At 61.0% G+C, this 20,503-nt stretch carries 17 protein-coding genes; 5 read left to right on the top strand and 12 right to left on the bottom strand.

All coding sequences use genetic code 11. The features are described from left to right. Positions 1–21: 21 nt before the first annotated feature. From pncB to pncA, 3 genes are all read right to left on the bottom strand, one after another. Positions 22–1,311, bottom strand: coding sequence for a nicotinate phosphoribosyltransferase (pncB, locus tag PXK07_RS08190; RefSeq protein WP_274847729.1), 1,290 nt, complete (start codon positions 1,309–1,311; stop codon positions 22–24). A 63-nt stretch (positions 1,312–1,374) separates the two neighbouring features. Beyond that, positions 1,375–3,660 (bottom strand): PAS domain-containing hybrid sensor histidine kinase/response regulator, encoded by a 2,286-nt coding sequence (locus PXK07_RS08185; RefSeq protein ID WP_274847728.1) that lies wholly within the window; start codon positions 3,658–3,660, stop codon positions 1,375–1,377. 66 nt (positions 3,661–3,726) lie between these two features. After that, complete coding sequence (gene pncA, locus PXK07_RS08180) at positions 3,727–4,326, bottom strand: bifunctional nicotinamidase/pyrazinamidase (protein ID WP_274847727.1); 600 nt, start codon at positions 4,324–4,326, stop codon at positions 3,727–3,729. Between the two features lie 182 nt (positions 4,327–4,508). Here pncA and trhO point away from each other — a divergent pair, with 182 nt between their 5' ends. Both trhO and PXK07_RS08170 read left to right on the top strand, forming a co-directional pair. Continuing rightward, on the top strand, positions 4,509–5,420 hold the full coding sequence (trhO, locus tag PXK07_RS08175) for an oxygen-dependent tRNA uridine(34) hydroxylase TrhO (RefSeq protein ID WP_274847726.1): 912 nt from the start codon (positions 4,509–4,511) through the stop codon (positions 5,418–5,420). 220 nt (positions 5,421–5,640) lie between these two features. Next, positions 5,641–6,561, top strand: a complete 921-nt coding sequence (locus tag PXK07_RS08170) for a PAS domain S-box protein (RefSeq protein ID WP_274847725.1) — start codon at positions 5,641–5,643, stop codon at positions 6,559–6,561. Between the two features lie 268 nt (positions 6,562–6,829). On the opposite strand, the gene gyrB is transcribed toward PXK07_RS08170, so the two are convergent. Both gyrB and PXK07_RS08160 read right to left on the bottom strand, forming a co-directional pair. Beyond that, positions 6,830–9,247 carry a DNA topoisomerase (ATP-hydrolyzing) subunit B gene (gene gyrB / locus PXK07_RS08165; RefSeq protein ID WP_274847724.1) on the bottom strand — a complete coding sequence of 806 codons (2,418 nt, stop codon included), beginning with the start codon at positions 9,245–9,247 and terminating at the stop codon, positions 6,830–6,832. 85 nt (positions 9,248–9,332) lie between these two features. Continuing rightward, positions 9,333–9,926 (bottom strand): NAD(P)H-dependent oxidoreductase, encoded by a 594-nt coding sequence (locus PXK07_RS08160; RefSeq protein WP_274847723.1) that lies wholly within the window; start codon positions 9,924–9,926, stop codon positions 9,333–9,335. 109 nt (positions 9,927–10,035) lie between these two features. Here PXK07_RS08160 and PXK07_RS08155 point away from each other — a divergent pair, with 109 nt between their 5' ends. Continuing rightward, a complete protein-coding gene (locus PXK07_RS08155; protein ID WP_274847722.1) occupies positions 10,036–10,629 on the top strand; it encodes a TetR/AcrR family transcriptional regulator in 594 nt (197 codons plus the stop codon). A 9-nt stretch (positions 10,630–10,638) separates the two neighbouring features. Here PXK07_RS08155 and PXK07_RS08150 read toward each other — a convergent pair whose 3' ends face one another. The 7 genes from PXK07_RS08150 to mutM all read right to left on the bottom strand — a co-directional run bounded on the left by PXK07_RS08150 (position 10,639) and on the right by mutM (position 17,939). Next, entirely contained in the window at positions 10,639–11,259 is a 621-nt protein-coding gene (locus PXK07_RS08150) for a LysE family translocator (RefSeq protein WP_274847721.1), read from the bottom strand. Further along, positions 11,256–12,356, bottom strand: a complete 1,101-nt coding sequence (gene recF / locus PXK07_RS08145) for a DNA replication/repair protein RecF (protein ID WP_274847720.1) — start codon at positions 12,354–12,356, stop codon at positions 11,256–11,258. Before recF ends, PXK07_RS08150 begins: the two co-directional genes overlap by 4 nt. Positions 12,357–12,399: 43 nt before the next feature. Continuing rightward, positions 12,400–13,521 (bottom strand): DNA polymerase III subunit beta, encoded by a 1,122-nt coding sequence (dnaN, locus tag PXK07_RS08140; protein ID WP_274847719.1) that lies wholly within the window; start codon positions 13,519–13,521, stop codon positions 12,400–12,402. Positions 13,522–13,766: 245 nt separating this feature from the next. Beyond that, positions 13,767–15,212: a chromosomal replication initiator protein DnaA gene (gene dnaA, locus PXK07_RS08135; protein ID WP_274847718.1), complete on the bottom strand. Its 1,446-nt coding sequence runs from the start codon at positions 15,210–15,212 to the stop codon at positions 13,767–13,769. Between the two features lie 543 nt (positions 15,213–15,755). Next, the gene (gene rpsT, locus PXK07_RS08130) at positions 15,756–16,019 is read right to left on the bottom strand and encodes a 30S ribosomal protein S20 (RefSeq protein WP_192964631.1); all 264 of its coding nucleotides are present in this window, start codon (positions 16,017–16,019) and stop codon (positions 15,756–15,758) included. 227 nt (positions 16,020–16,246) lie between these two features. Beyond that, positions 16,247–17,023 (bottom strand): enoyl-CoA hydratase, encoded by a 777-nt coding sequence (locus PXK07_RS08125; RefSeq protein ID WP_274847717.1) that lies wholly within the window; start codon positions 17,021–17,023, stop codon positions 16,247–16,249. 64 nt (positions 17,024–17,087) lie between these two features. Then, positions 17,088–17,939 (bottom strand): bifunctional DNA-formamidopyrimidine glycosylase/DNA-(apurinic or apyrimidinic site) lyase, encoded by an 852-nt coding sequence (gene mutM / locus PXK07_RS08120; protein ID WP_274847716.1) that lies wholly within the window; start codon positions 17,937–17,939, stop codon positions 17,088–17,090. A 107-nt stretch (positions 17,940–18,046) separates the two neighbouring features. On the opposite strand from mutM, the gene ubiE reads away from it, so the two are divergent. Beyond that, the gene (ubiE, locus tag PXK07_RS08115; protein WP_274847714.1) at positions 18,047–18,799 is read left to right on the top strand and encodes a bifunctional demethylmenaquinone methyltransferase/2-methoxy-6-polyprenyl-1,4-benzoquinol methylase UbiE; all 753 of its coding nucleotides are present in this window, start codon (positions 18,047–18,049) and stop codon (positions 18,797–18,799) included. Between the two features lie 3 nt (positions 18,800–18,802). Continuing rightward, positions 18,803–20,332, top strand: coding sequence for a 2-polyprenylphenol 6-hydroxylase (gene ubiB, locus PXK07_RS08110; protein ID WP_274847713.1), 1,530 nt, complete (start codon positions 18,803–18,805; stop codon positions 20,330–20,332). Positions 20,333–20,503: the final 171 nt, after the last annotated feature.

The raw sequence follows: 20,503 nt of genomic DNA, 5'->3' as shown, positions 1-20,503 counted from the left end.
GAGCCCCCGGGCCTTGACAGGCTAGACGATGACTTCCATCCGGTCCTGCGCGCCGACACCAAAGACACGCTTATAGCGCGCGACCTCATCTGCTGGGCCCATCGCCTTTTCAGGATTGTCCGAGAGCTTCACAGTCGGGCGGCCATTGGCGCTGATCGCCTTGCAGACCAGCGAGAACGGCGCCAGCCTGTCACCTGGCACAAGTCCGCGGAAATCATTGGTGAGCAAGGTGCCCCAGCCGAAGGAGACCTTCACGCGCCCGGCGAACTGCGCGTGCAGCTCGGCGATCTTGTCCACATCAAGACCATCGGAGAAGATCACCCGCTTCTGTGTGGGATCTTCACCGCGCTCCTGCCACCAGTTGATCGCAACCTCGGCCCCCGCCGCCGGATCGCCACTGTCGATGCGGATACCCGTCCAGCCCGCGAGCCAGTCCGGCGCATGCTCCAGGAAGCCCTTGGTGCCATAGGTGTCGGGTAGAATGATGCGCAGGTTGCCCTCATGCTCCTCGTGCCAGTCCGACAGCACATCATAGGGCGCGCGGGCAAGGTCTTCGTCCGTTTCGGCCAGGGCGGAATAGACCATGGGCAACTCATGGGCATTGGTGCCGATCGCCTCGACCTCGCGCCGCATGGCGATGAGGCAGTTGGAGGTGCCGGTGAACTTTGTCCCGAGCCCCTCGATCATCGCCTGTACGCACCAGTCCTGCCAGAGAAACCCGTGCCGTCGCCGTGTGCCGAAATCCGCGATGGACAGACCGTCGATCTTGCGCAGGGCCTCGATCTTTTCCCAGACCCGCGTCATGGCGCGGGCATAGAGGACCTGCAACTCGAACCGTCCCATATCATTGAGAACCGCCCGGCTGCGCAACTCCATCAGAACCGCCAACGCGGGGATTTCCCATAGCATGACCTCGTGCCATTTGCCTTCGAAGGTCAGCTCATACTGGTCGCCCCGGCGTTCCAGGTGATAGGGCGGCAGGCGCATGCCCTCGAACCACTCCATGAAGTCCGGGCGGAACATCTGGCGTTTGCCATAGAAGGTATTGCCGCGCAAAAAGGTGCTTTCACCGCGCGACAGCGACAGAGACCGGATATGATCCAGCTGTTCGCGCAGCTCGCCCTCGTCGATCAGACGGGCAAGCGGCACATGGGACGATCGGTTGATCAGGGAAAAGGTCACTTGCGTGTCCGGCTTGCTGCGAAACACCGACTGACACATCAATAGCTTGTAGAAATCCGTATCGATCAGGGACCGGATGATCGGATCGATCTTCCATTTGTGATTGTAGACGCGGGTTGCAATATCCACCGGCAGCCTCGTTCCGTTGTTTCACATGGTGATAGGACAGGGCCGCCCGGGGCGCAAAGAAAATCAGCCCGCCCGCAACCGGCGCGCGCCCTGCCCGTGCGTCAGCAGAGCTTCGATCAGCTTGGGGCGATCTATGGGTTTGGTCAGAAATGCGTCCATGCCTGCCTCCAGGCAGTCGGCCTTGTCGGTGTCAAAGGCATTGGCGGTCAAGGCAATGATCACCGGCTGTCGGATCGGCAAGGCTCGGATCGCGCGGGTGGCCTCCAGGCCGTCCATCACCGGCATGCTCATATCCATCAGGATGATGTCAGGGTCAAAGGACTGGACACGGTCAACCGCAAGGGCCCCGTCGGCGGCGAACTCGATCCTGATCGGCGCCTCCTTGAGAAACTTCTGAACCAGGATCTGGTTGACCCGGTTGTCCTCTGCCACCAACAGGCGCATGCCGGTCAAGGCCTCTGCAACCGCGCCCTTGGCCGCTGCGCCCGCAGTGTCGGGCAGGACCGATCCCGCGTCCTGTTCCGCCTCGGCAAAGGGCAGGCAGACGGAAAAACAGGATCCCTTTCCGGGTTCGGAAACCACCCAGATCTTGCCGCCCATGGCCGTGGCCAGGCGGCGGCAGATGGCAAGTCCCAGCCCGGTGCCCCCGAACCGGCGGCTGATCGCCGCATCCGCCTGGGAGAAGCGCTCGAAAATCTTGCCCTGCATCTCCTTGCAGATCCCGATCCCGGTGTCTGTGACATGGAAGGTCAGATCGGCGCCATCATCGCGCTGCTGTGCCTCTAGCGTGACCGTCACCTGCCCGGCTTCGGTGAACTTGATCGCATTGCCGATCAGGTTGGTCAGGATCTGACCGAGCTTGCGATCATCGCCGCTCAGCAGATCCGGCACCGCGCTGTCGCATTCAAAGGCCAGTTTCAGCCCCTTGGCATCGGCCTGTGACTGCAACAGAAGCATCGTGGTCTCGAAACACTGCCGGGGATTGAAATCGCTCGCATCGATGGAGACCTCGCCGGAATTCAGCTTGGAGAGGTCCAGAACGTCATTGATCAGATCCAGAAGCGTGCGTGCTGAACTGAGAATTGTCTCGGCATAAAGCCGTTGGTCGCCGTCCAGTTCGGTTTCTTCCAAAAGTTGCGCCATCCCGATGACGCCATTCATCGGCGTGCGGATTTCATGACTCATTGTGGCCAGGAATTCCGACTTCGCCCGGGCGCCATCCTCGGCGGCGCGACGCGCTTGCTCCAAGGTGGCCGCATATGCCTTGGCCTCGGTAATGTCACGCTCCACCGCGATATAGGTGGTGACCTCGCCGGCATCGTCAAGCATCGGGACCTGGTTGGTTTCCAACCAGATTTCCTTGCCATCCTTGTGCCTGTTCAGGACCTGCACCCTGAAGGGAACTTTCTTCGTGCGGCCATCGACGATGGCGTTCAGGCTTTCGGGGTCCGTGTCCGGATGGTTCAGAAGATCGCCGGGTTCGCGTCCGATCGCCTCGTCTGCCCGCCAGCCGGTGATACGTGTGAAGGCATCATTCACCCAGATGATCTTGCCCGAGTTTTCGAGCAGCATCACACTGTCATTGGCATGCCGCGCCACCAGCGCCAATCGCTGTGTTTCCAACTGCTGCGCATAGAGACGCTGGTATGCTGTCTCCAGTTCCTGCCGCTGCAAAGCCTGAGCCAGAAGACTGCTGCGCGTGCGGTGAAAGTTGCGGGTGGAAAAGGTCAGCAGCCAGACAAGCGAGCCAAAGAAGACGCAGAGCCCGGCGATATGAAGCTGGGTATCCGCCGGGCTTGCGCCCAAGACCGGTCCACGGATCAGAATCACCACAACGGGCGTTGCCATGTAGATGATCAGCCTGAGCGACACGGCGATCCGGTGGAAGGGGAACAGCAGGCCGACATTGATGGCCGCACCGGTCAGCAAGGCCATCGAGAACAGCTGGTCGTATTCCTCCGGTGCCTGCGATTGCCCAAAGGGAACAAGAGGCGCCCAAATCGGTGCCGTCGCCCCAATCCCGATGCCGATGGCATGAAGAACCGCCGTAAACGTGCTGATCCGGCGCACCCGGGCTTCGACTGTGGCATCACGGCGCAATTGCCAGCGCGCGCGACGCAGATACAGACAATCCGCCAGATCCGTCGCGGTCACAGCCAGCAGGCTCAGAACCCCAACAAGCGGAGAGATCAGCACTGCCAGTGTCAGGGAAACCGCACAGCAAAACACCAGCCGCGTGCGGAAACCCTTGATGCGCCCTCTGGAATAGCGATCAAACAATCCTGCCGAACTGAATCTTCGGTAATGGCTGGTCAGCGGCCCGTTGCCAGACATGCGCTGCTCGTTCATCGTCTATCCCTGCACGTGCACTTCGCCCTAGTGATAGACGAATGCCCCTTTATGAAACACTAAATCTCAGGCCTGAATCAGTTTCACACCCTTGGCCTGCATCTGCTGCAATGCCGATGCCAGAGATCCATCCATGTCGATCGCGCGACAGGCGGCAAGATCAACGCGCACATCAAACCCCAGTTGCGCCGCATCCAGCGCCGAATAGGCGACGCAGAAATCCGTGGCCAAACCAACCAGGGTCAGATCCGTGATACCCCGGTTGCGCAGGTAACCTTCCAGCGCGGTCGGGGTCACCTTGTCATTCTCGAAAAAGGCCGAATAGCTGTCCACCGCGGCGCGAAACCCCTTACGGATGATGAGATCGCCATCCTGTCGCAGATCATCGCGAAAGGCGGCGCCCGTCGTGCCCTGCACGCAGTGATCCGGCCACAACACCTGCGCCCCATAGGCCATGTCCACAAGATCGAAGGGCGCCTTTCCCGGATGGCTTGTCGCAAAAGAGGAATGCCCCGCCGGATGCCAGTCCTGGGTCAGGATCACCGCATCGTGGTGCTCCATCATGGCGTTGATCGGCTGCACGACCTCTTCTCCGCCTGGGACGGCAAGCGCCCCGCCTGCACAGAAATCGTTTTGCACATCAATTACGATCAGGGCCGTGGCCATAAGAACCTCCTGTTCCATCTTTTCAACGGGTAGGATGCAGCTGTCGCGGGGTCAATGACAAGAACGCGCCTGCCGGGCAGAGTTGTCACGGTCCCAGCGCGACAAATTTGCGCGCAGCAAAGCCAGGAAGACGCAAGGCGCGACCTTGCGGGAATTTCCCAACCTGGTGTAAAGGGCTGACCATGTACACGATCGCTGCCCTGTATCACTTCACCCAATTCCCCGACCCTGCCGCCCTGCGGGAGCCGCTGCTGGCGCTGTGCCGCGCGCAGGATGTCAAAGGATCTTTGCTGCTGGCGCGAGAAGGCATCAACGGCACGATCGCCGGCCCCCGCGCCGGGATCGATGCGGTTCTGGCCCATATCCGCAACCTGCCCGGATGCAGCGAGCTGGAATGGAAAGAGGCCACTGCCGAGGAGGCTCCCTTTGGCCGCATGAAAGTGCGCCTGAAAAAAGAGATCGTCACCATGGGCCAGCCGGACGTGGACCCGAAGGCCCGCGTCGGCAACTACGTCGAACCCGAGGACTGGAACGACCTGATCCGTGCCGACGATGTGGTGGTGATCGACACCCGCAACGACTACGAGGTGGCCATCGGCACCTTTGAGGGCGCGGTGGATCCCAAGACCGAAAGTTTCCGCGAATTCCCCGCCTGGTGGGAAGCCAACAAGGAGCGGTTTCACAACAAGCGTATCGCCATGTTCTGCACCGGCGGCATCCGTTGCGAGAAATCGACCAACTACCTTCTGGGGCAGGGCGTTCCGGAGGTCTACCACCTCAAGGGCGGGATCCTGCGCTACCTTGAAGAGGTGCCGCAGGAAGACAGCAGTTGGCAGGGGGAATGCTTTGTCTTCGACAACCGCGTCTCCGTTGGACATGGGCTGAAGGAAGGTCCGCACGAACTGTGCCACGGATGCAGGCGCCCGCTTGTGCCCGAAGACAAGCTGCGAGAGGAATACGAGGCAGGTGTCTCTTGCCACCTTTGCATTTCCGAAACATCCGAAGCAGACAAGGCCCGTTTCCGCGAACGGCAGAAACAGATGAAGCTCGCCCGCGCGCGGGGAGAAGATCACCTCGGCGCAATAGCCCTTTAGCACCCAAGGCTGCCCCTGCGGAAACTTCCGCCAATAAGGGGATTTTAGTTTCACCTTGACACCTAAAGGTGGAAATTTGAACTTGCATTTTCCGCTCTTCTTTTTCATTTTCTTTCATTGAGTGACGTACGAAGGCCAGCACACGACATATTTAGGTCTAACGCTGGAGAGGGCGCCATTGTGGCGCGTTTAGTTTTTGCCTTTGATAGAGGTGCCATTTATGCCTGACAGCGCGACCGAGCTACAGAACCGCCCGGAAGAAGCCGCCAACATCAGACTTGGAAGAGTGTCCATTCCCGGTCTGTTTCGCGACCTGCCCGAGGCGGTTATCGTGGCCGACGAGGAGCGCGAAATCGTCTGGGCGAACAATGCGGCACTGGCCATGTTTGGCTATACGGTCGATCAGCTGATTGGACAGAGCACCGAAATCCTCTACCCGAACAAAGACGCCTTTCAGGAGGCCGGCACCGCTCATTTCAACAAGACCGGCTCGGCGACAGATCACAACTACGAAGCCAACTACCTACGGGCCAACGGCAAGGTGTTTCTGGGCGAAACCACTGGCGGCCCGATGCGGGGTGCCAACGGGGAGGTGCTGGGCTATTTCGGGATCACCCGCGACATTTCGAAAACCCGCGCGTTCGAGGAACTGCTGGCGAACCTCTATCGCGTCTCTTCCGATCAAAGCCTGGATACCGCACAGAAGATCGATGAGATCCTGAAGATGGGCTGCGCCCATTTCCAGACCGATTCCGCGCTGGTGAGCTGGGTGCGGGGCGACACCTATACCGTGCTATACAGCCATTCTGAGATTGCCGAAATCGAACGTGGCAGCGTTTTCAAGATTGCGGATTGCTGTTGCGCCAGGGCGCTGGAAACCAACGGACCGGTTGCCTGCAACTCTTCTCAAGACAATGCATGTGGCCCCCATCCCTGCTACAGTCTGTTTGTGCTGGAAACCTACATCGGGGTGCCGCTGATCGTGGACGGCACATTGTTCGGAACGGTGAATTTCACCTCATCCGAAACAAGGGCACCGTTTGAAAACAGCGACTTGGAACTGATCAAGATGTTCGCGGCCTGGATTTCCCAGCAATTGAGCATTGAAAAGGAAATCAACGGTCTGCCGGATCTGTCGTAACAGAAGCGCCGGGGACAGGCAGCCCCAGCTACACCACCTGATCCTTGCCCGAGAGCCTTTGCGCCACCTTTTGGCAGCTGTTCCAACCGCCGCCGACACGGATAACGCAGCCAGGCCAAAGTCGTTCGGCCAAGGCGTTCGAACGGCAGATCAGCGCGCACCCGCAGGGCACCGGGAAACACCAGCCACTTAGGCCCCCACCAAGGCCCACACCGTGGTTCCGCAACCCCGAGATCAAACACCCGGGGCTGCGCAGCTCCAGAACAGCTCAGAAGTCGAGGTTTTCGACGCTCAGCGCGTTCTTCTGGATGAATTCGCGGCGCGGTTCGACCACGTCGCCCATCAGCTTGGTGAACAGATCATCGGCTTCAGCCATGTCATCCACATGCACCTGCAGCAGGGTGCGGGCATCCGGGTCCAGGGTGGTTTCCCACAGCTGATCGGGGTTCATTTCACCCAGCCCCTTGTAGCGCTGCAGCGACAGGCCCTTTTCGCCCTCTTCCAAGATCGCCTGCAAGAGCCCCAGCGGCCCGTGGATCAACTGGCTGCGGTCCTTGCGCACCAAGGTCGCGGTCTGCCCGTAGATGTCCTGCAGGCTTTTGGTGAAGCTGCCGGTCTTGCGTGCCTCGCCCGAACGCAGCATCGGCCCATCCAGCGTGCGCACCTCTTCGACGCCGCGCAGGATGCGGGCCAGGCGAATGCCGTGATCCTGGGTGATCCGACCCTGCCAGCCGCGTTCATACTCCAGCGCGATCAGATCCAGACGGGCGGCCACGCGATCTGCAACACCTTGAAGATCCGCATCCACCGCACCGGGGACAAAGGCGCCTGCCACGGCCGCCTGTTCCAGAATGTGGCGGGGATAATGGGTCGGGAAGGCATCCAGCACACGTTTCAGCTGGCGCGCCTCATCGACCACGCGGGTCAGATCCTGGCCAGTGATTTCCTCACCGGATCCCAGCCGCAGCACCGCGCCTTCGACGCCCTGATGGATCAGGTAGTCATCCAGCGCCGCCTGGTCTTTCAGGTAGACCTCGGATTTGCCGCGCGCCACTTTGTAAAGCGGCGGCTGGGCGATGTAGAGATACCCGCCTTCGATCAGTTCCGGCATCTGCCGGTAGAAGAAGGTGAGCAGCAGCGTCCGGATATGCGCACCATCCACGTCCGCATCTGTCATGATGACGATCTTGTGGTAGCGCAGCTTGGAGATGTCGAACTCATCCCGGCCAATGCCGGTGCCAAGCGCCATCACAAGGTTGCCGATCTCCTGGCTTCCCAGCATCCGGTCAAAGCGCGCGCGCTCCACGTTCAGGATCTTGCCGCGCAGGGGCAGGATGGCCTGGGTTTGGCGGTCACGGCCGGTCTGCGCGGACCCGCCCGCCGAGTCACCCTCCACCAGGAAGACTTCGGTCTTGGAAGGATCCTTTTCCGAGCAGTCCTTCAGCTTACCGGCCAGGAAGTTCACATCCATCGCCGTCTTGCGCCGGGTCAGTTCGCGCGCCTTGCGGGCGGCCTCGCGGGCCAGGGCGGCCTCGATGATCTTGCCGACGATTTCTTTGGCCTGGTTCGGGTTTTCCTCGAACCATTCGGCCAGTTTCTCGTTCACCAGGCTTTCCACCACCGGGCGCACCTCGGAGGAGACCAGCTTGTCCTTGGTCTGGGAGGAGAACTTCGGATCCGGCACCTTGACCGAAAGCACGCAGGTCAGGCCTTCGCGCGCATCATCCCCGGTGAAGGAGACCTTCTCTTTCTTGGCGATGCCCGAAGACTGCGCGTAGTTGTTGATGGTCCGCGTCAACGCCCCGCGGAAGCCCGCCACATGGGTGCCGCCATCGCGCTGGGGAATGTTGTTGGTAAAGGGCAGTACGGTTTCGTGGTAGCTGTCGTTCCACCACATCGCCACCTCGACCCCGATATCGTCCTTTTCGCCGGTGATGTAGATCGGCGCATCCATGACCGGGCTTTTGGAACGGTCGAGATACTTGACGAACTCCTTGACGCCGCCCTCGTAGAACAGCTCGGTCTCAAGCCGTTCTGCCGGACGCTCATCGACCAGGATGATCCGCACGCCGGAATTCAGGAAAGCCAGTTCCCGCAGGCGTTTTTCCAGCGTTTCGAATGAATACTCGAGGTTGGAAAAGGTGTCGGTCGAGGCCAGGAAGCGCACTTCGGTACCGGTGCGATCGCCGCAATCGCCCACGACCTCCAGATGTTTCGCCGTGTCGCCACGCTCGAACCGGGCGATATGTTCCTTGCCGTTGCGCCAGATGCGCAGTTCCAGCCAGTCGGACAGGGCGTTCACAACGGAAACCCCCACCCCGTGCAAACCGCCGGACACCTTGTAGGAGTTGCTGTCGAATTTGCCGCCCGCGTGCAGCTGGGTCATGATGACCTCGGCCGCCGAGACGCCTTCTTCGGGGTGGATGTCGACCGGAATTCCGCGCCCGTTGTCGCTGACAGAGACGCTGGAATCCGGGTGGATTTTCACGGTCACGGCATCGGCATGGCCCGCCAGCGCCTCGTCGATGCCGTTATCGACGACCTCATAGACCATATGGTGCAGGCCAGATCCATCATCGGTATCCCCGATATACATGCCGGGGCGCTTGCGAACCGCCTCCAAGCCTTTGAGAACCTTGATGGAATCCGCACCATATTCGTTGGGGGCGTGCTCGTTTCCGGACATTCGCGCGTTCCTGTTTTTGCTTTCGGATTTTATACGCAGTCCGGGGGGGAATGTCACGCGCGGGCGCCTTTTTTTCTTTGACGATTCAAGCCGCTTTTGCACCCAGACCGGCGACTTTTTGCAACCAGCCTTCAACCTTCTTGCCGCCCGCATCCGTGGCCGGTGCAAAGGAGGAGAACCGGGTGGGCTTCACCCCTACAAAACCCAGGATCTGGCGGCTGATGATCTTCTTGATCGCATTGCTGTACATCAGTCGCAGCAACAGCGGCGGCGTATCCGAGGTGAGCAGCACGCGGGCCGTCTTGCCGGTCAGCATGGGTGCCGGAACACCGAACATATTGGGGTTTCGGGTGTCAAAGGTCCGCCCGGGCAAAAGGGCACGATCAAAGATGCCCTTCAGCTTTGCCGGGATCGCGCCCCACCACAACGGCGTCGCCACCACCACATGATCGGCCCACTCCAGATCTGCAAGGAAGGCCTCCAGATCGGGCTCCAGCGGCTTGGGATTGCTGTAACCGCCCTGCCCGTAGTCCATGTCAAAATCCATGGCAGAGATATCGTGATAGCGCACCGCGTGACCCTTGGCCTTTGCCGAGGACGCATAGGCATCGCACAGGGATTTCGACAGCGAGCTGTCGCCGGGGTGACCGTTCAGGATGATGATTTTCTTGGTGGACATTTGACGCTTCCTACAACTAAATTGACCCTGGTCACTTTAATGACTCACAAAATGACCCTGGTCAATATTTAAATTGACCGAGGTCAAAATAATTTTGCAAGGACGGCTGATGTCACGACAACCGCAGAAACGACGCCTCGAAACCCGCGCCAAACTCCTGGAGGTCACCTCAGCTCTGGTCGCCTCAGAAGGCTACAGCGGTCTCAAGGTCGAAGACGTGGTGAAACGTGCAGGCGTGGCCAAGGGGACCTTGTTCTCCCACTTCCGTGACAAGGACGGGTTGCTCGCGGTTCTGATCGGCGCCGAGGTGATGCGCTTTCTCGACGAAATGGAGGCGGAAGGCACCCCGGACAGCCGCGAAGCGCTGTTGCAGCGACTTGCGCCGCTTCTGGACTATGTCGCCGGCGATCGGGTGATTTTTGACCTCTTGCTGCGCTATTCGGGCTCGACCGGCACCGAAACGGATGAGGTCATCACCGAAAGCTTCTACCGGCAGATCGGGATCTGGGCGGCATGGATCGAGGCACTGCAAAAGGCCGGAGAGGTGCGCCGCGATTGTGCGCCAGATTTCCTCGCCGAGGGCATTCAGGCCTTCCTCAATCAGGTGATCGCCATCTGGTTCTGCATGTCCAGCCCCAACACCGCGACCCCGCTTGAGGCATTGCGACCGTTCCTTGATGCCTGGCTGGCACCCCCTGCCTGATCGCCGCCGTCACGAGAAGGGGATGATCAGCCCGACACAGATCAGCAAGACGCCAGAGATCGTATTGACGCGTTTGAGCGCCCGGGGCGACGACAGAAGCGCGCGCACACGATGTACCAGTGCGGCCAGCGCCAGGTTGCCAATTAGCGGCACCATGAACGACAGGGTGACAATCGCCAGCACATCGATCCAGGTGACCGCCGAAAGATCAAAGAACCCCGGCAACAGCCCCATGTAGAACAGGATCGCCTTGGGATTGCCCAGGATCACCGCGATCCCGGCCATGAAGCCCGCCCAGGTGCCAGGCCGCAACAGGGCGCTGTTCTCCCGGATACGCACGCCCGCGTGCCGGATCAGGGTGATCCCCATGAACAGAAACATCAGGCAGGCAATCCAGCGCAGCGCGGTCATGATCCCTGCAAATTCCGAGACCAGCCAGGACATGCCCGCCACCGCCACCAGCGGCCATAGGATATCGCCACAGGCCACCCCCAGCGCCAGCGGCCACGCCGCGTGAAAACCGCCCGACACCGCCCGCGCCAATAGCGCAAGCCAGACCGGTCCCGGCGTCAGAAACAGCACGAACAGCGCGCCTGCATAAAGCACCAGATCCCAGGGCGTGAGGCTCATGAGCGGCTCTCGATGACCGAGCCATCGCCCGTATCGGTGATTTCAAACATCTGGGCGCGGGCATCCATCTCTGCAAACAGCTCTGCCTCGGTGCCGGTCATCCAGGCCTGTGCGCCAAGGGCGCAGATCTCGTCGTAAAGGGCCGCGCGGCGGGCAGCATCCAGATGGGCGGCGACCTCGTCCAGCAGCACGATGGGCGGCGCCCCCTCGCGGGCGGACAGGGCACGGGCATTGGCCAGGATCAACGAGACCAGCAGCGCCTTCTGCTCGCCGGTGGAACAATCGCGGGCCGGAACCCCCTTGGCGGCATAGGTGCCGATCAGATCGGTGCGATGCGGCCCAACCAGCGTGCGCCCCGCCGCCAGATCGCGGAACCGGCTTTCCGCCAGTGCCTCGCGCAGGTCATCCTCGGTATCGGGCATGCTGCCTTCGCTCTGGATCAGCTCCAGTTCTGCCACGGGAAAGGCGGTTTCGGCCTGTCCCTGCGCCTCTTGTAGCAATCCGACCGCGGCGATACGGGCCGCATTGATCCGGTGTCCTGCCTCGGCCATCTGGCGCTCCAGCACCTTGTACCAGGCCGGATCGCGGTTCTGATCCTTTAGCAGGCGGTTGCGTTCGCGCATCGCCTTTTCGTAAGAGAGCGTCGCCTCGGCATGGCCGGGATCAAAGCTGAGCACGATGCGGTCCAGAAACCGGCGGCGCCCCTCCGCCGCCTCGATCCAGAGCCGGTCCATCGCCGGGATCAGCCAGACCACCCGGCAGATCTGCCCCAGCACGATCTGATTGGAAGCCTTGTTGTCGATCCTGACCTGCCGGGCATTGCCGCCCTCGGACCAGGTTTCCACCTCATAGGCCTGATCCGGCGCCCGCAGCACCGCCTTCAGCTTCCACCCCAGCGCCTCGGGGCGGCGGGTCATCTCGGCGGCACTGGCACGGCGCAGGCCACGACCCGGGGAAAATAGCGACACCGCCTCCAGGATATTGGTCTTGCCCGCCCCATTGGGACCGAACAGCGCCACCGGCCGCCCGTCCAAATGCAATTCCGCCCGCAGATGCGAGCGGAAGTGGGACATGGTCAACTCTGTCAGGGCAAGCACTTAGGGCGCCCCTTTCCTGGTGTTGAGTGAGTCGCTGCGCGCGTCAGACCCGCATCGGCATGACGACATAGACGGCGCTTTCGTCACTGCCTTCACGCATCAGGGTCGGATCGCCGGAGGAGTTGAACATGAAGACAGCGTTTTCACGGTCCACCTGGCTGGCGATCTCCAAGAGATACTTGGCGTTAAAGCCGATCTCGAGACGTTCATCACTATAGGCCACGGCCAGCTCTTCCTCGGCGGCACCGCTGTCGGGCGCGTTGACCGACAGGGTCAGACGGTCTTCTTCCAGCTGCAGCTTCACCGCGCGCGAACGTTCCGAGGACACGGTTGCAACCCGGTCCACCGCCTTGGCGAATTCTGCCGCATCCACTTCCAGGCGGCGGGTGTTGCCCATGGGAATGACGCGTGTGTAGTCGGGGAAGGTGCCGTCGATCACCTTGGAGGTGAGGGTGATATTCGGCGTGGCAAAGCGCACCTTGGTTTCCGAGACCGAGACCGCGATGTCCATCTCGTCATCGTCCAGCAGCTTGCGCAGCTCGCCCACGGTCTTGCGCGGCACGATCACGCCCGGCATATCCTCGGCGCCCATCGGCAGCGGCGCATCGATCCGCGCCAGGCGGTGACCGTCGGTCGCCACACAGCGCAGCGCCTTGCCGCCCTCGGGGCTGTCGGCCACATGCATGTAGACACCGTTGAGGTAATAGCGGGTTTCCTCGGTCGAAATCGCAAATTTCGACTTGTCGAACAGGCGCCGCAGCATGGCTGCATTGGCGGTGAAATTCGAGTGATACTCGGAGGAGGCCATCACCGGGAAATCCTCGCGCGGCAGGGTCGCCAGCGAGAAGTTCGAGCGGCCCGCCTCGACCGTCAGGCGGCCAGTTGCGGCATCGGCGGTCAGCGTGACCAGCGCGCCATCGGGCAGCTTGCGCACGATTTCATGCAGGGTGGTGGCGGCAACCGTGGTGGCGCCGGCACGTTCCACCTGCGCGGGGGCTTTATCCACGACTTCGATATCAAGGTCCGTGGCGCGGAACTGGGCGGTGTCACCCTCAGCCTCGATCAGCACATTGGCGAGGATCGGAATGGTGTTGCGACGCTCCACAACCGACTGTGCCTGCGCCACAGCCTTGAGAAGCGTGCCACGTTCGATGCTGATCTTCATGTCCCTTGTCCTCTTTGTCTTGCCTCAGGCAATGGCCGGGACCAGCAAATTAGCGTGTTACCCCTGCCATACAAGGCTTTTTATCGAGTTCTCCAAGGGAAAGCCGGTAGCGTCAAGGGGCCATTGGCCCAAGCGCCGCAAAACGGGGGGCAGCGTTGCCTGCAGACACGCGAAGATTGCCCCGCGCATGCAAAAAGGCCCCGGTCGATCCGAGGCCTTATCGCTGTTTCCAATGCTGCAGAGGCTTACGCTTCCAGCGCCCGGCGCAGCATTTCCACGTCCTCGGCGATCTGCCCGTCGGTGGTCTTTAGCTCTTCGATCCGCTTGACACCATGCATAACGGTGGTGTGGTCACGCCCGCCGAACCGGCGGCCGATTTCCGGCAGCGATCGGCTGGTCAGCTGCTTGCACAGATACATCGCCACCTGACGCGGACGCGCATAGGAGCGCAGGCGTTTCGGGCCGATGATGTCGGACATGCGGATGTTGTAGTATTCCGATACCTTGCGCTGGATCTCCTCGACGGTGATCTTGCGCTCGGAGGCACGCAGAACATCCGCCAGACAATCCTGGGTCAGATCCATGTCGATCTCGCGCCCCACGAGCGAGGCGAAGGCAAAGAGCCGCGTCAGGGCGCCTTCGAGAACGCGCACGTTGGTGGAAATGCGATGGGCCAGGAATTCCAGCACGCCATCGGCGATTTCCAGATCGGGATAGGTTTCGCGGTGCTGCTGCACCTTGGTCTGCAGGATGCCGAGACGCAGCTCGTAATCGGTGGGGTGCAGATCGACCACCAGACCGCACTGCAGGCGTGATTTCACCCGGTCCTCGAGATCCTTGATTTCACCCGGAGCGCGATCCGCAGAGATGATGATCTGCTTGTTCTGATCCACCAAGGCGTTGAAGGTGTGGAAGAATTCTTCCTGTGTGGAGTCCTTGCCGGCGATGAACTGGACGTCATCCACCATCAGCACATCGACCGAACGGAACAGGTGCTTGAAGTCCATCATCTTGCGCTCGCGCAGGGCCTGCACGAAGCGGTACATGAACTGTTCCGCCGACAGGTACAGCACGTTCAGATGCGGATTCTGCTCTTTCAACTCCCAGGCGATGGCATGCATTAGGTGGGTCTTACCCAGGCCGACACCGCCATACAGCACCAGCGGGTTGAAGGTGACCGGGCCGCCTTCGGCCACGCGCCGCGCGGCGGCATGGGCCAGTTCGTTCGGCTTGCCGACCACAAAGCTGTCAAAGGTGAAGCGCGGGTCCAGCGGTGCAGCCTGGATCATATCCGACCCGTCGCGCGAACCAGCAGAAGGCGACACCATCGCAGGCGCATCGGAAGCAGCACGCGCAGCCGCGCCCTGCTCTACTGCCTCATCCCTGTCGGCCAGTTCCGCAAAGGGTTCGGCCACGTGTTCGACCTGGCGAACCGGGCGCACGGGCGAATTGGCAGGCACCTTGAAGGCAAGCCGCTGCACCGGTTCCCCTGACAGGGTCAGCTCATGCAGGATAAGATCGGCAAAGTTCTGGCTGACGTAATTTCCCATGAAATTTGTCGGCACATGGAATACCGCGACACCTTCCTCGACAACGCTGAATTCAAGCGGTTCGATCCAGGTGGTGAAGTTGTTTTGGCCGACCGTCTTGAGCAGTCGTTTTCTGAGCTGTCCCCATTTTTCTTCCGTCATGCTGCGCCTCGTGCATCCCCAATAGCAGCGGCCCTTGTTCGACCTATCATTTCATCAAGCCCCCTTTTAGGAGGCACGTTCACACACAGGCATATTGGTGCGTACCAGCAGAACCAGCCGCAGAACCCGAAGCGGGCGGTAGAGATCGCGTCGCAACGCAACATCCTTCGACCGCCGCACCACACGCGTTTAGTCGATATGCACCAATGTCAAAACAGGACTACGTGCCGGACTATCCGGCACAGCTCTAGGATCGGATCACGCTGCCATTTGGCGCAGTTTTCCGAACACTCAGGAATGATCTTAATGCCCGTTAAGATCATCGCGAGCAGCCTGTCCCCCAGCGAGTGAATCGCTGAAACAGTGATAGCAACTTGTGAGGGGAAGCGGCAACGAAACTATGATATTGACTCGCGCTTTCATCGCAAAGAATCTCTCGCAACTGCAGCACTGGCTCAACATGAGATCAAAAAAGAAAGGCGCCGCGAAACGCGACGCCTTTGCAGGAAACCCAAAGCGGGAAATTCCCAATATTCTTAAGAATCAGCCCAGCGCTTTGACGCGGGCCGCCAGGCGCGAGATTTTGCGCGAGGCGGTGTTCTTGTGGTAAACGCCTTTGGTCACACCGCGCATCAGTTCCGGCTGAGCGGCGCGCAGGGCTGCGGTTGCGGCTTCCTTGTCGCCGGATGCGATTGCTTCTTCGACTTTACGCAGGAAGGTGCGGATGCGCGAACGACGGGCTTTGTTGACGGCAAAGCGTTTCTCGTTCTGACGGGCGCGCTTTTTTGCCTGGGGCGAATTTGCCATGATGTCTGACCTTTGTATCGGGTTCGTGTTGTTCAATGGGCGCAATGCCAGCCGGACCCGGATCAGTTCACCGGTGTGATTCTAGCCTAGGCGGGCTGCACGCGCATGTATGACGGCGGTCTATACAGAGATGGCTCCTCCTTGGCAAGGCCAATGGAAACGGCATCCCGTCACGAAAAAGGGCAGGTCCGGCCTGCCCTTTCCTATTCGATATGCCCGCGTGCGGATTACTTGTCGCGGAACTGCGCTTCGCGCTTTTCCAGGAAGGCGGCCATGCCTTCCTTCTGGTCTTCGGTGGCAAACATCGAGTGAAACACCCGACGCTCAAACAGCATGCCTTCGCTCAGCGGCATCTCGTAAGAGCGGTTCACGGTTTCCTTGACGGCCATCGCGGTCAGCAGGGATTTCTCGGCGATCTTCTGCGCCGCGCCCATGGCCTCTTCCATCAGCTTCTTGGCCGGAACCACGCGCGACACCAGCCCGGCGCGCTCAGCCTCTTCGGCGCTCATGAAGCGACCGGTGAGGTTCATGTCCATGGATTTGGATTTGCCCACGAAACGGGTCAGACGCTGGGTGCCGCCGATCCCGGCGATGACGCCCAGATTGATCTCGGGCTGGCCGAACTTGGCGCTATCCGCCGCGATGATGAAATCGCAGAGCATCGCCAACTCGCAACCACCGCCCAACGCATAGCCGGACACGGCCGCGATGATCGGCTTGCGGATGGCCTCGATGCGATCATTCACGAAGGCGAAGAGATTGGTCGAGAACACCTCAGTGAAGCTCATCTCCGACATCTCCTTGATGTCGGCGCCCGCGGCAAATGCCTTTTCGGATCCGGTCAGAACGATGCAGCGCACCTTGTCGCTGGCGTCGGCTTCATCCAGGGCGGCGCAGAGTTCGGTCAGCAGCTCTTGATTGAGCGCGTTCAACGCTTCGGGTCGGTTCAGCTTGATGAGGCAAACGTGGTCCTTCACTTCGACGTTGATCGTCTCATAGGCCATGGGTATCGCTTTCAGTTGTTCCGTTCAGAAACGAGTCATTATCACGAGACACATCTCGTTCAAGCTATCTTTGGCACTTGCCACAGTAGAAAGACGATCGCCCCGATTGGGTGATTCTCGCAATGGTTCCGTTGCATCCCTCGCGCCTGCACGGCTCCCCCTCGCGGCCGTAGGCATCAAATGTGTGCTGGAAATATCCAAGTTCTCCATTGGCTTGGCGAAAATCCTTGAGCGAGGAGCCGCCTGCCCGGATGGCATCCTCCAGCACGGTGCGGATGATCGGCACCAAAGCAGCCACCCGTGGCGCGGCAATCTGCCCTGCCTTCCTTTTGGGCGAAATCCCGGCCCGGAACAGGGCCTCGCAGACGTAGATATTGCCAAGACCCGCGATGATTCCCTGATCCAGCAGCGCCGATTTCACCGGCGTGTTGCGCCCCTTGAAGGCGGCGATCAGGTGGTCTTCGTGGAAATCGTTGCCCAGGGGTTCCGGCCCCAGCACCGATAAGAGCTTGTGCTGTTCGGCCGTCGCCGTCTCCAAGAGATCCATCGCCCCGAAGCGGCGCGGGTCGTTGAAGGTGATGCGGGCGCCATTGTCCATGTCCAGCACCACATGGTCATGTTTCTGTGCCTGCGGGTGGTCGTGCACGAACTGCCCCAGGGGATCGCCCGAGACCGTCATCCGCCCCGACATGCCAAGATGCACCAGCAGGGTTTCCCCCGTATCGAGATCCGCCAGGATGTATTTCGACCGCCGCCTGAGCGCATTGACCCGCGCGCCGCTCAGCCGCTCGGCCATGCGATCGGGGAAGGGCCAGCGCAGATCCGGCCGGTTCACCGCGGCCCGCGCGATCACCGCGCCCTCCATCGCAGGCACCAAACCGCGGCGTACCGTCTCGACCTCTGGCAATTCTGGCATTACATCGCTCCTGACACCCTATAGACGCATGTTTGGCCCATGGGCCGCATTGTGCCCACCCTTAAGCGCCCTATAACTGGGGCGAAGCAACGAAAACGGCAAGCCGCATGAGCGATACACAGGATAGAACCACCCATTTCGGGTTCGAAACCGTTCCCGAGCGGGAAAAGGCGGGTCGCGTGCAGGGTGTATTCAACTCTGTTGCCTCGAAATACGACGTGATGAACGATGTGATGAGCGTCGGCATCCACCGCATCTGGAAAGATGCGATGATGGACTGGCTGGCGCCGCGCCCCGGTCAGCGCCTTCTGGATGTGGCGGGCGGCACCGGCGATATCTCCTTTCGGTTCCTGAAACGTGCCGGATCCGGCCATTCGACCGTGCTGGACCTGACCCGGCCGATGCTGGAAGAAGGCCGCCTGCGCGCCGAAGCCGCCCAGATGGCCGACAGCCTGGATTGGGTCACCGGCGATGCCATGGCGCTGCCGTTCAAGGACAATACCTTCGACGTCTACACGATCTCCTTTGGCATTCGGAACGTCACCCGCCCGCAAAAGGCGCTGGAAGAGGCCTACCGCGTGCTGAAACCGGGTGGCCGGCTGATGGTGCTGGAGTTCTCACAGCTCCCGAACGACGGGATGCAGAAGCTCTATGACCTTTACAGTTTCAACGTGATCCCGCGCATGGGCAAGCTGATCGCCAATGACTATGACAGCTACCAGTATCTGGTGGAATCGATCCGCAAGTTCCCCGATCAGGAGACCTTCCTGCAGATGGTAAAGGACGCAGGCTTTGCCAATGCCAAGTATCGCAACCTGTCGATGGGCATCGCGGCGCTGCACTCCGGCTGGAAGATCTGAGCCATGCGCGGCCCCCATAACATCATCCGCCTGATCCGCACCGGCGCCACGCTGGAGCGCACCGGCGCCATGAACGTGGTGCTGGATGCCTTCGAGGCCCCCAAATCCCTGCGCATTCTGGCCCATACCCTTGGCTGGCCGTTCAAATGGCTGGGCTACAAGGGCGACCCCAAGATGCCGCCCGCCACCCGCGCCCTCACCGCGCTGGGACCAGCCTACATCAAGTTCGGACAGGTGCTGTCCACCCGCCCCGATGTGGTGGGCGACGATCTGGCCCAGCAGCTGCGCGTGCTGCAGGACAAGCTGCCCCCCTTCCCGCGCGAAGCCGCCATGGCAGAAGTGGCAAAGGAGTTGGGTCGCCCGGTGGACGAAATCTTCTCGGAATTCAGCGAACCCATCGCCGCGGCCTCCATCGCGCAGGTGCACCGGGCACGCCTTGCCGATACCGGCGAATATGTCGCCGTAAAGGTGCTGCGCCCCGGCATTGAGCGCGCCTTCAAGAAGGACGTGGATGCCTTCTATTTCGCGGCCCGGATCGTGGATCTTTTTGCCCCCGGCGCACGGCGCCTGCGCCCCATCGACGTGATCGAACATTTCGACGGCGTCGTTCAGGGCGAGTTGGACCTGCGCCTGGAAAGCGCCGCCGCCTCGGAATTTGCCGCCAATACCGGCCAGGACGAAGGCTTCACCCTGCCGCAGGTGCAGTGGAACCATTCGGCGCGCCGGGTGATGACGCTGGGCTGGGCCGACGGGGTGCCACTGGGCGACAATGACGCCATCGATGCCGCAGGCCACAACCGCCAGGAACTCGGCGCGCGGGTGCTGACCCTGTTCCTGCGCCACGCCCTGCGTGATGGCTATTTCCACGCGGACATGCATCAGGGCAACCTCAAGGTCGCCGCCAATGGCGACATCATCGCCTATGATTTCGGGATCATGGGCCATATCGACGAATACACCCGCCGGGTCTATGCCGAGATCCTGTTCGGCTTCATCCGCCGCGATTACAAACGCGTGGCCGAGGTGCATTTCGAGGCCGGATATGTGCCCGCCAACCGTGATGTGGACGAATTCGCCCGCGCCCTGCGCGCGGTAGGGGAGCCGATCTTTGGCATGGACGCCAGCCATATCTCGATGGGGCGGCTGCTGAATTACCTGTTCGAGGTGACAGAACGCTTTGGCATGGAAACGCGGACCGAGCTGATCCTGTTGCAGCGCACCATGGTGGTGGTCGAAGGCGTCGCGCGCTCGCTGGATCCCCATATCAACATCTGGGAAGCCGCCCGCCCCGTGGTCGAGGATTACATCAAGAAATCCATCGGCCCGCGTGCCGTGGCCTCGGACCTGATCAGCACCGCACAGGTCATGGCCCGCTTCGGCCCCCGCCTGCCAGCGCTGGTGGAGCGCGCCCTGATTGCCCAGGTGCAAGGCGGCGAAACGCAGAAACGCGCCTCATGGGGATGGCTTGCCCCGGCCCTGATCGGAGCGGGTGTCGGTGGACTGTGTGTGGGGCTGCTGGCGCTTGTTCTTTGAATTGGCCTGACGATTCGGCCTGTTCGAGCGCGCCAAAGCCGAAGTATTTTTGAATACGGAGATTTCCGCGAACCGCTTAAGTCCGCTTTCCGGAGAGGCTGTGTGAAAACTCCCTTGCTGATCTGAATGATGGTATGATTTCTGCATTCGGTGCGGAGGCATTTTATGGGT

The organism is Phaeobacter sp. QD34_24 (assembly GCF_028890115.1).
In the GTDB taxonomy this organism is placed as follows: Bacteria; Pseudomonadota; Alphaproteobacteria; order Rhodobacterales; family Rhodobacteraceae; genus Phycobacter.
Note: the sequence above shows the minus strand (reverse complement) of the source record. Positions and strands in the feature narration are given on the sequence as shown.

What these genes read in the sequence shown, in the direction of transcription:
- PXK07_RS08185 (WP_274847728.1), bottom strand. Translation starts at nt 3,660, where the DNA reads ATGAACGAGCAGCGCATGTCTGGCAACGGGCCGCTGACCAGCCATTAC.
- pncA (WP_274847727.1), bottom strand. Translation starts at nt 4,326, where the DNA reads ATGGCCACGGCCCTGATCGTAATTGATGTGCAAAACGATTTCTGTGCA.
- dnaN (WP_274847719.1), bottom strand. Translation starts at nt 13,521, where the DNA reads ATGAAGATCAGCATCGAACGTGGCACGCTTCTCAAGGCTGTGGCGCAG.
- PXK07_RS08125 (WP_274847717.1), bottom strand. Translation starts at nt 17,023, where the DNA reads ATGGCCTATGAGACGATCAACGTCGAAGTGAAGGACCACGTTTGCCTC.
- ubiE (WP_274847714.1), top strand. Translation starts at nt 18,047, where the DNA reads ATGAGCGATACACAGGATAGAACCACCCATTTCGGGTTCGAAACCGTT.
- PXK07_RS08170 (WP_274847725.1), top strand. Translation starts at nt 5,641, where the DNA reads ATGCCTGACAGCGCGACCGAGCTACAGAACCGCCCGGAAGAAGCCGCC.
- PXK07_RS08155 (WP_274847722.1), top strand. Translation starts at nt 10,036, where the DNA reads ATGTCACGACAACCGCAGAAACGACGCCTCGAAACCCGCGCCAAACTC.
- gyrB (WP_274847724.1), bottom strand. Translation starts at nt 9,247, where the DNA reads ATGTCCGGAAACGAGCACGCCCCCAACGAATATGGTGCGGATTCCATC.
- PXK07_RS08150 (WP_274847721.1), bottom strand. Translation starts at nt 11,259, where the DNA reads ATGAGCCTCACGCCCTGGGATCTGGTGCTTTATGCAGGCGCGCTGTTC.
- rpsT (WP_192964631.1), bottom strand. Translation starts at nt 16,019, where the DNA reads ATGGCAAATTCGCCCCAGGCAAAAAAGCGCGCCCGTCAGAACGAGAAA.
- mutM (WP_274847716.1), bottom strand. Translation starts at nt 17,939, where the DNA reads ATGCCAGAATTGCCAGAGGTCGAGACGGTACGCCGCGGTTTGGTGCCT.
- PXK07_RS08160 (WP_274847723.1), bottom strand. Translation starts at nt 9,926, where the DNA reads ATGTCCACCAAGAAAATCATCATCCTGAACGGTCACCCCGGCGACAGC.
- ubiB (WP_274847713.1), top strand. Translation starts at nt 18,803, where the DNA reads ATGCGCGGCCCCCATAACATCATCCGCCTGATCCGCACCGGCGCCACG.
- dnaA (WP_274847718.1), bottom strand. Translation starts at nt 15,212, where the DNA reads ATGACGGAAGAAAAATGGGGACAGCTCAGAAAACGACTGCTCAAGACG.
- trhO (WP_274847726.1), top strand. Translation starts at nt 4,509, where the DNA reads ATGTACACGATCGCTGCCCTGTATCACTTCACCCAATTCCCCGACCCT.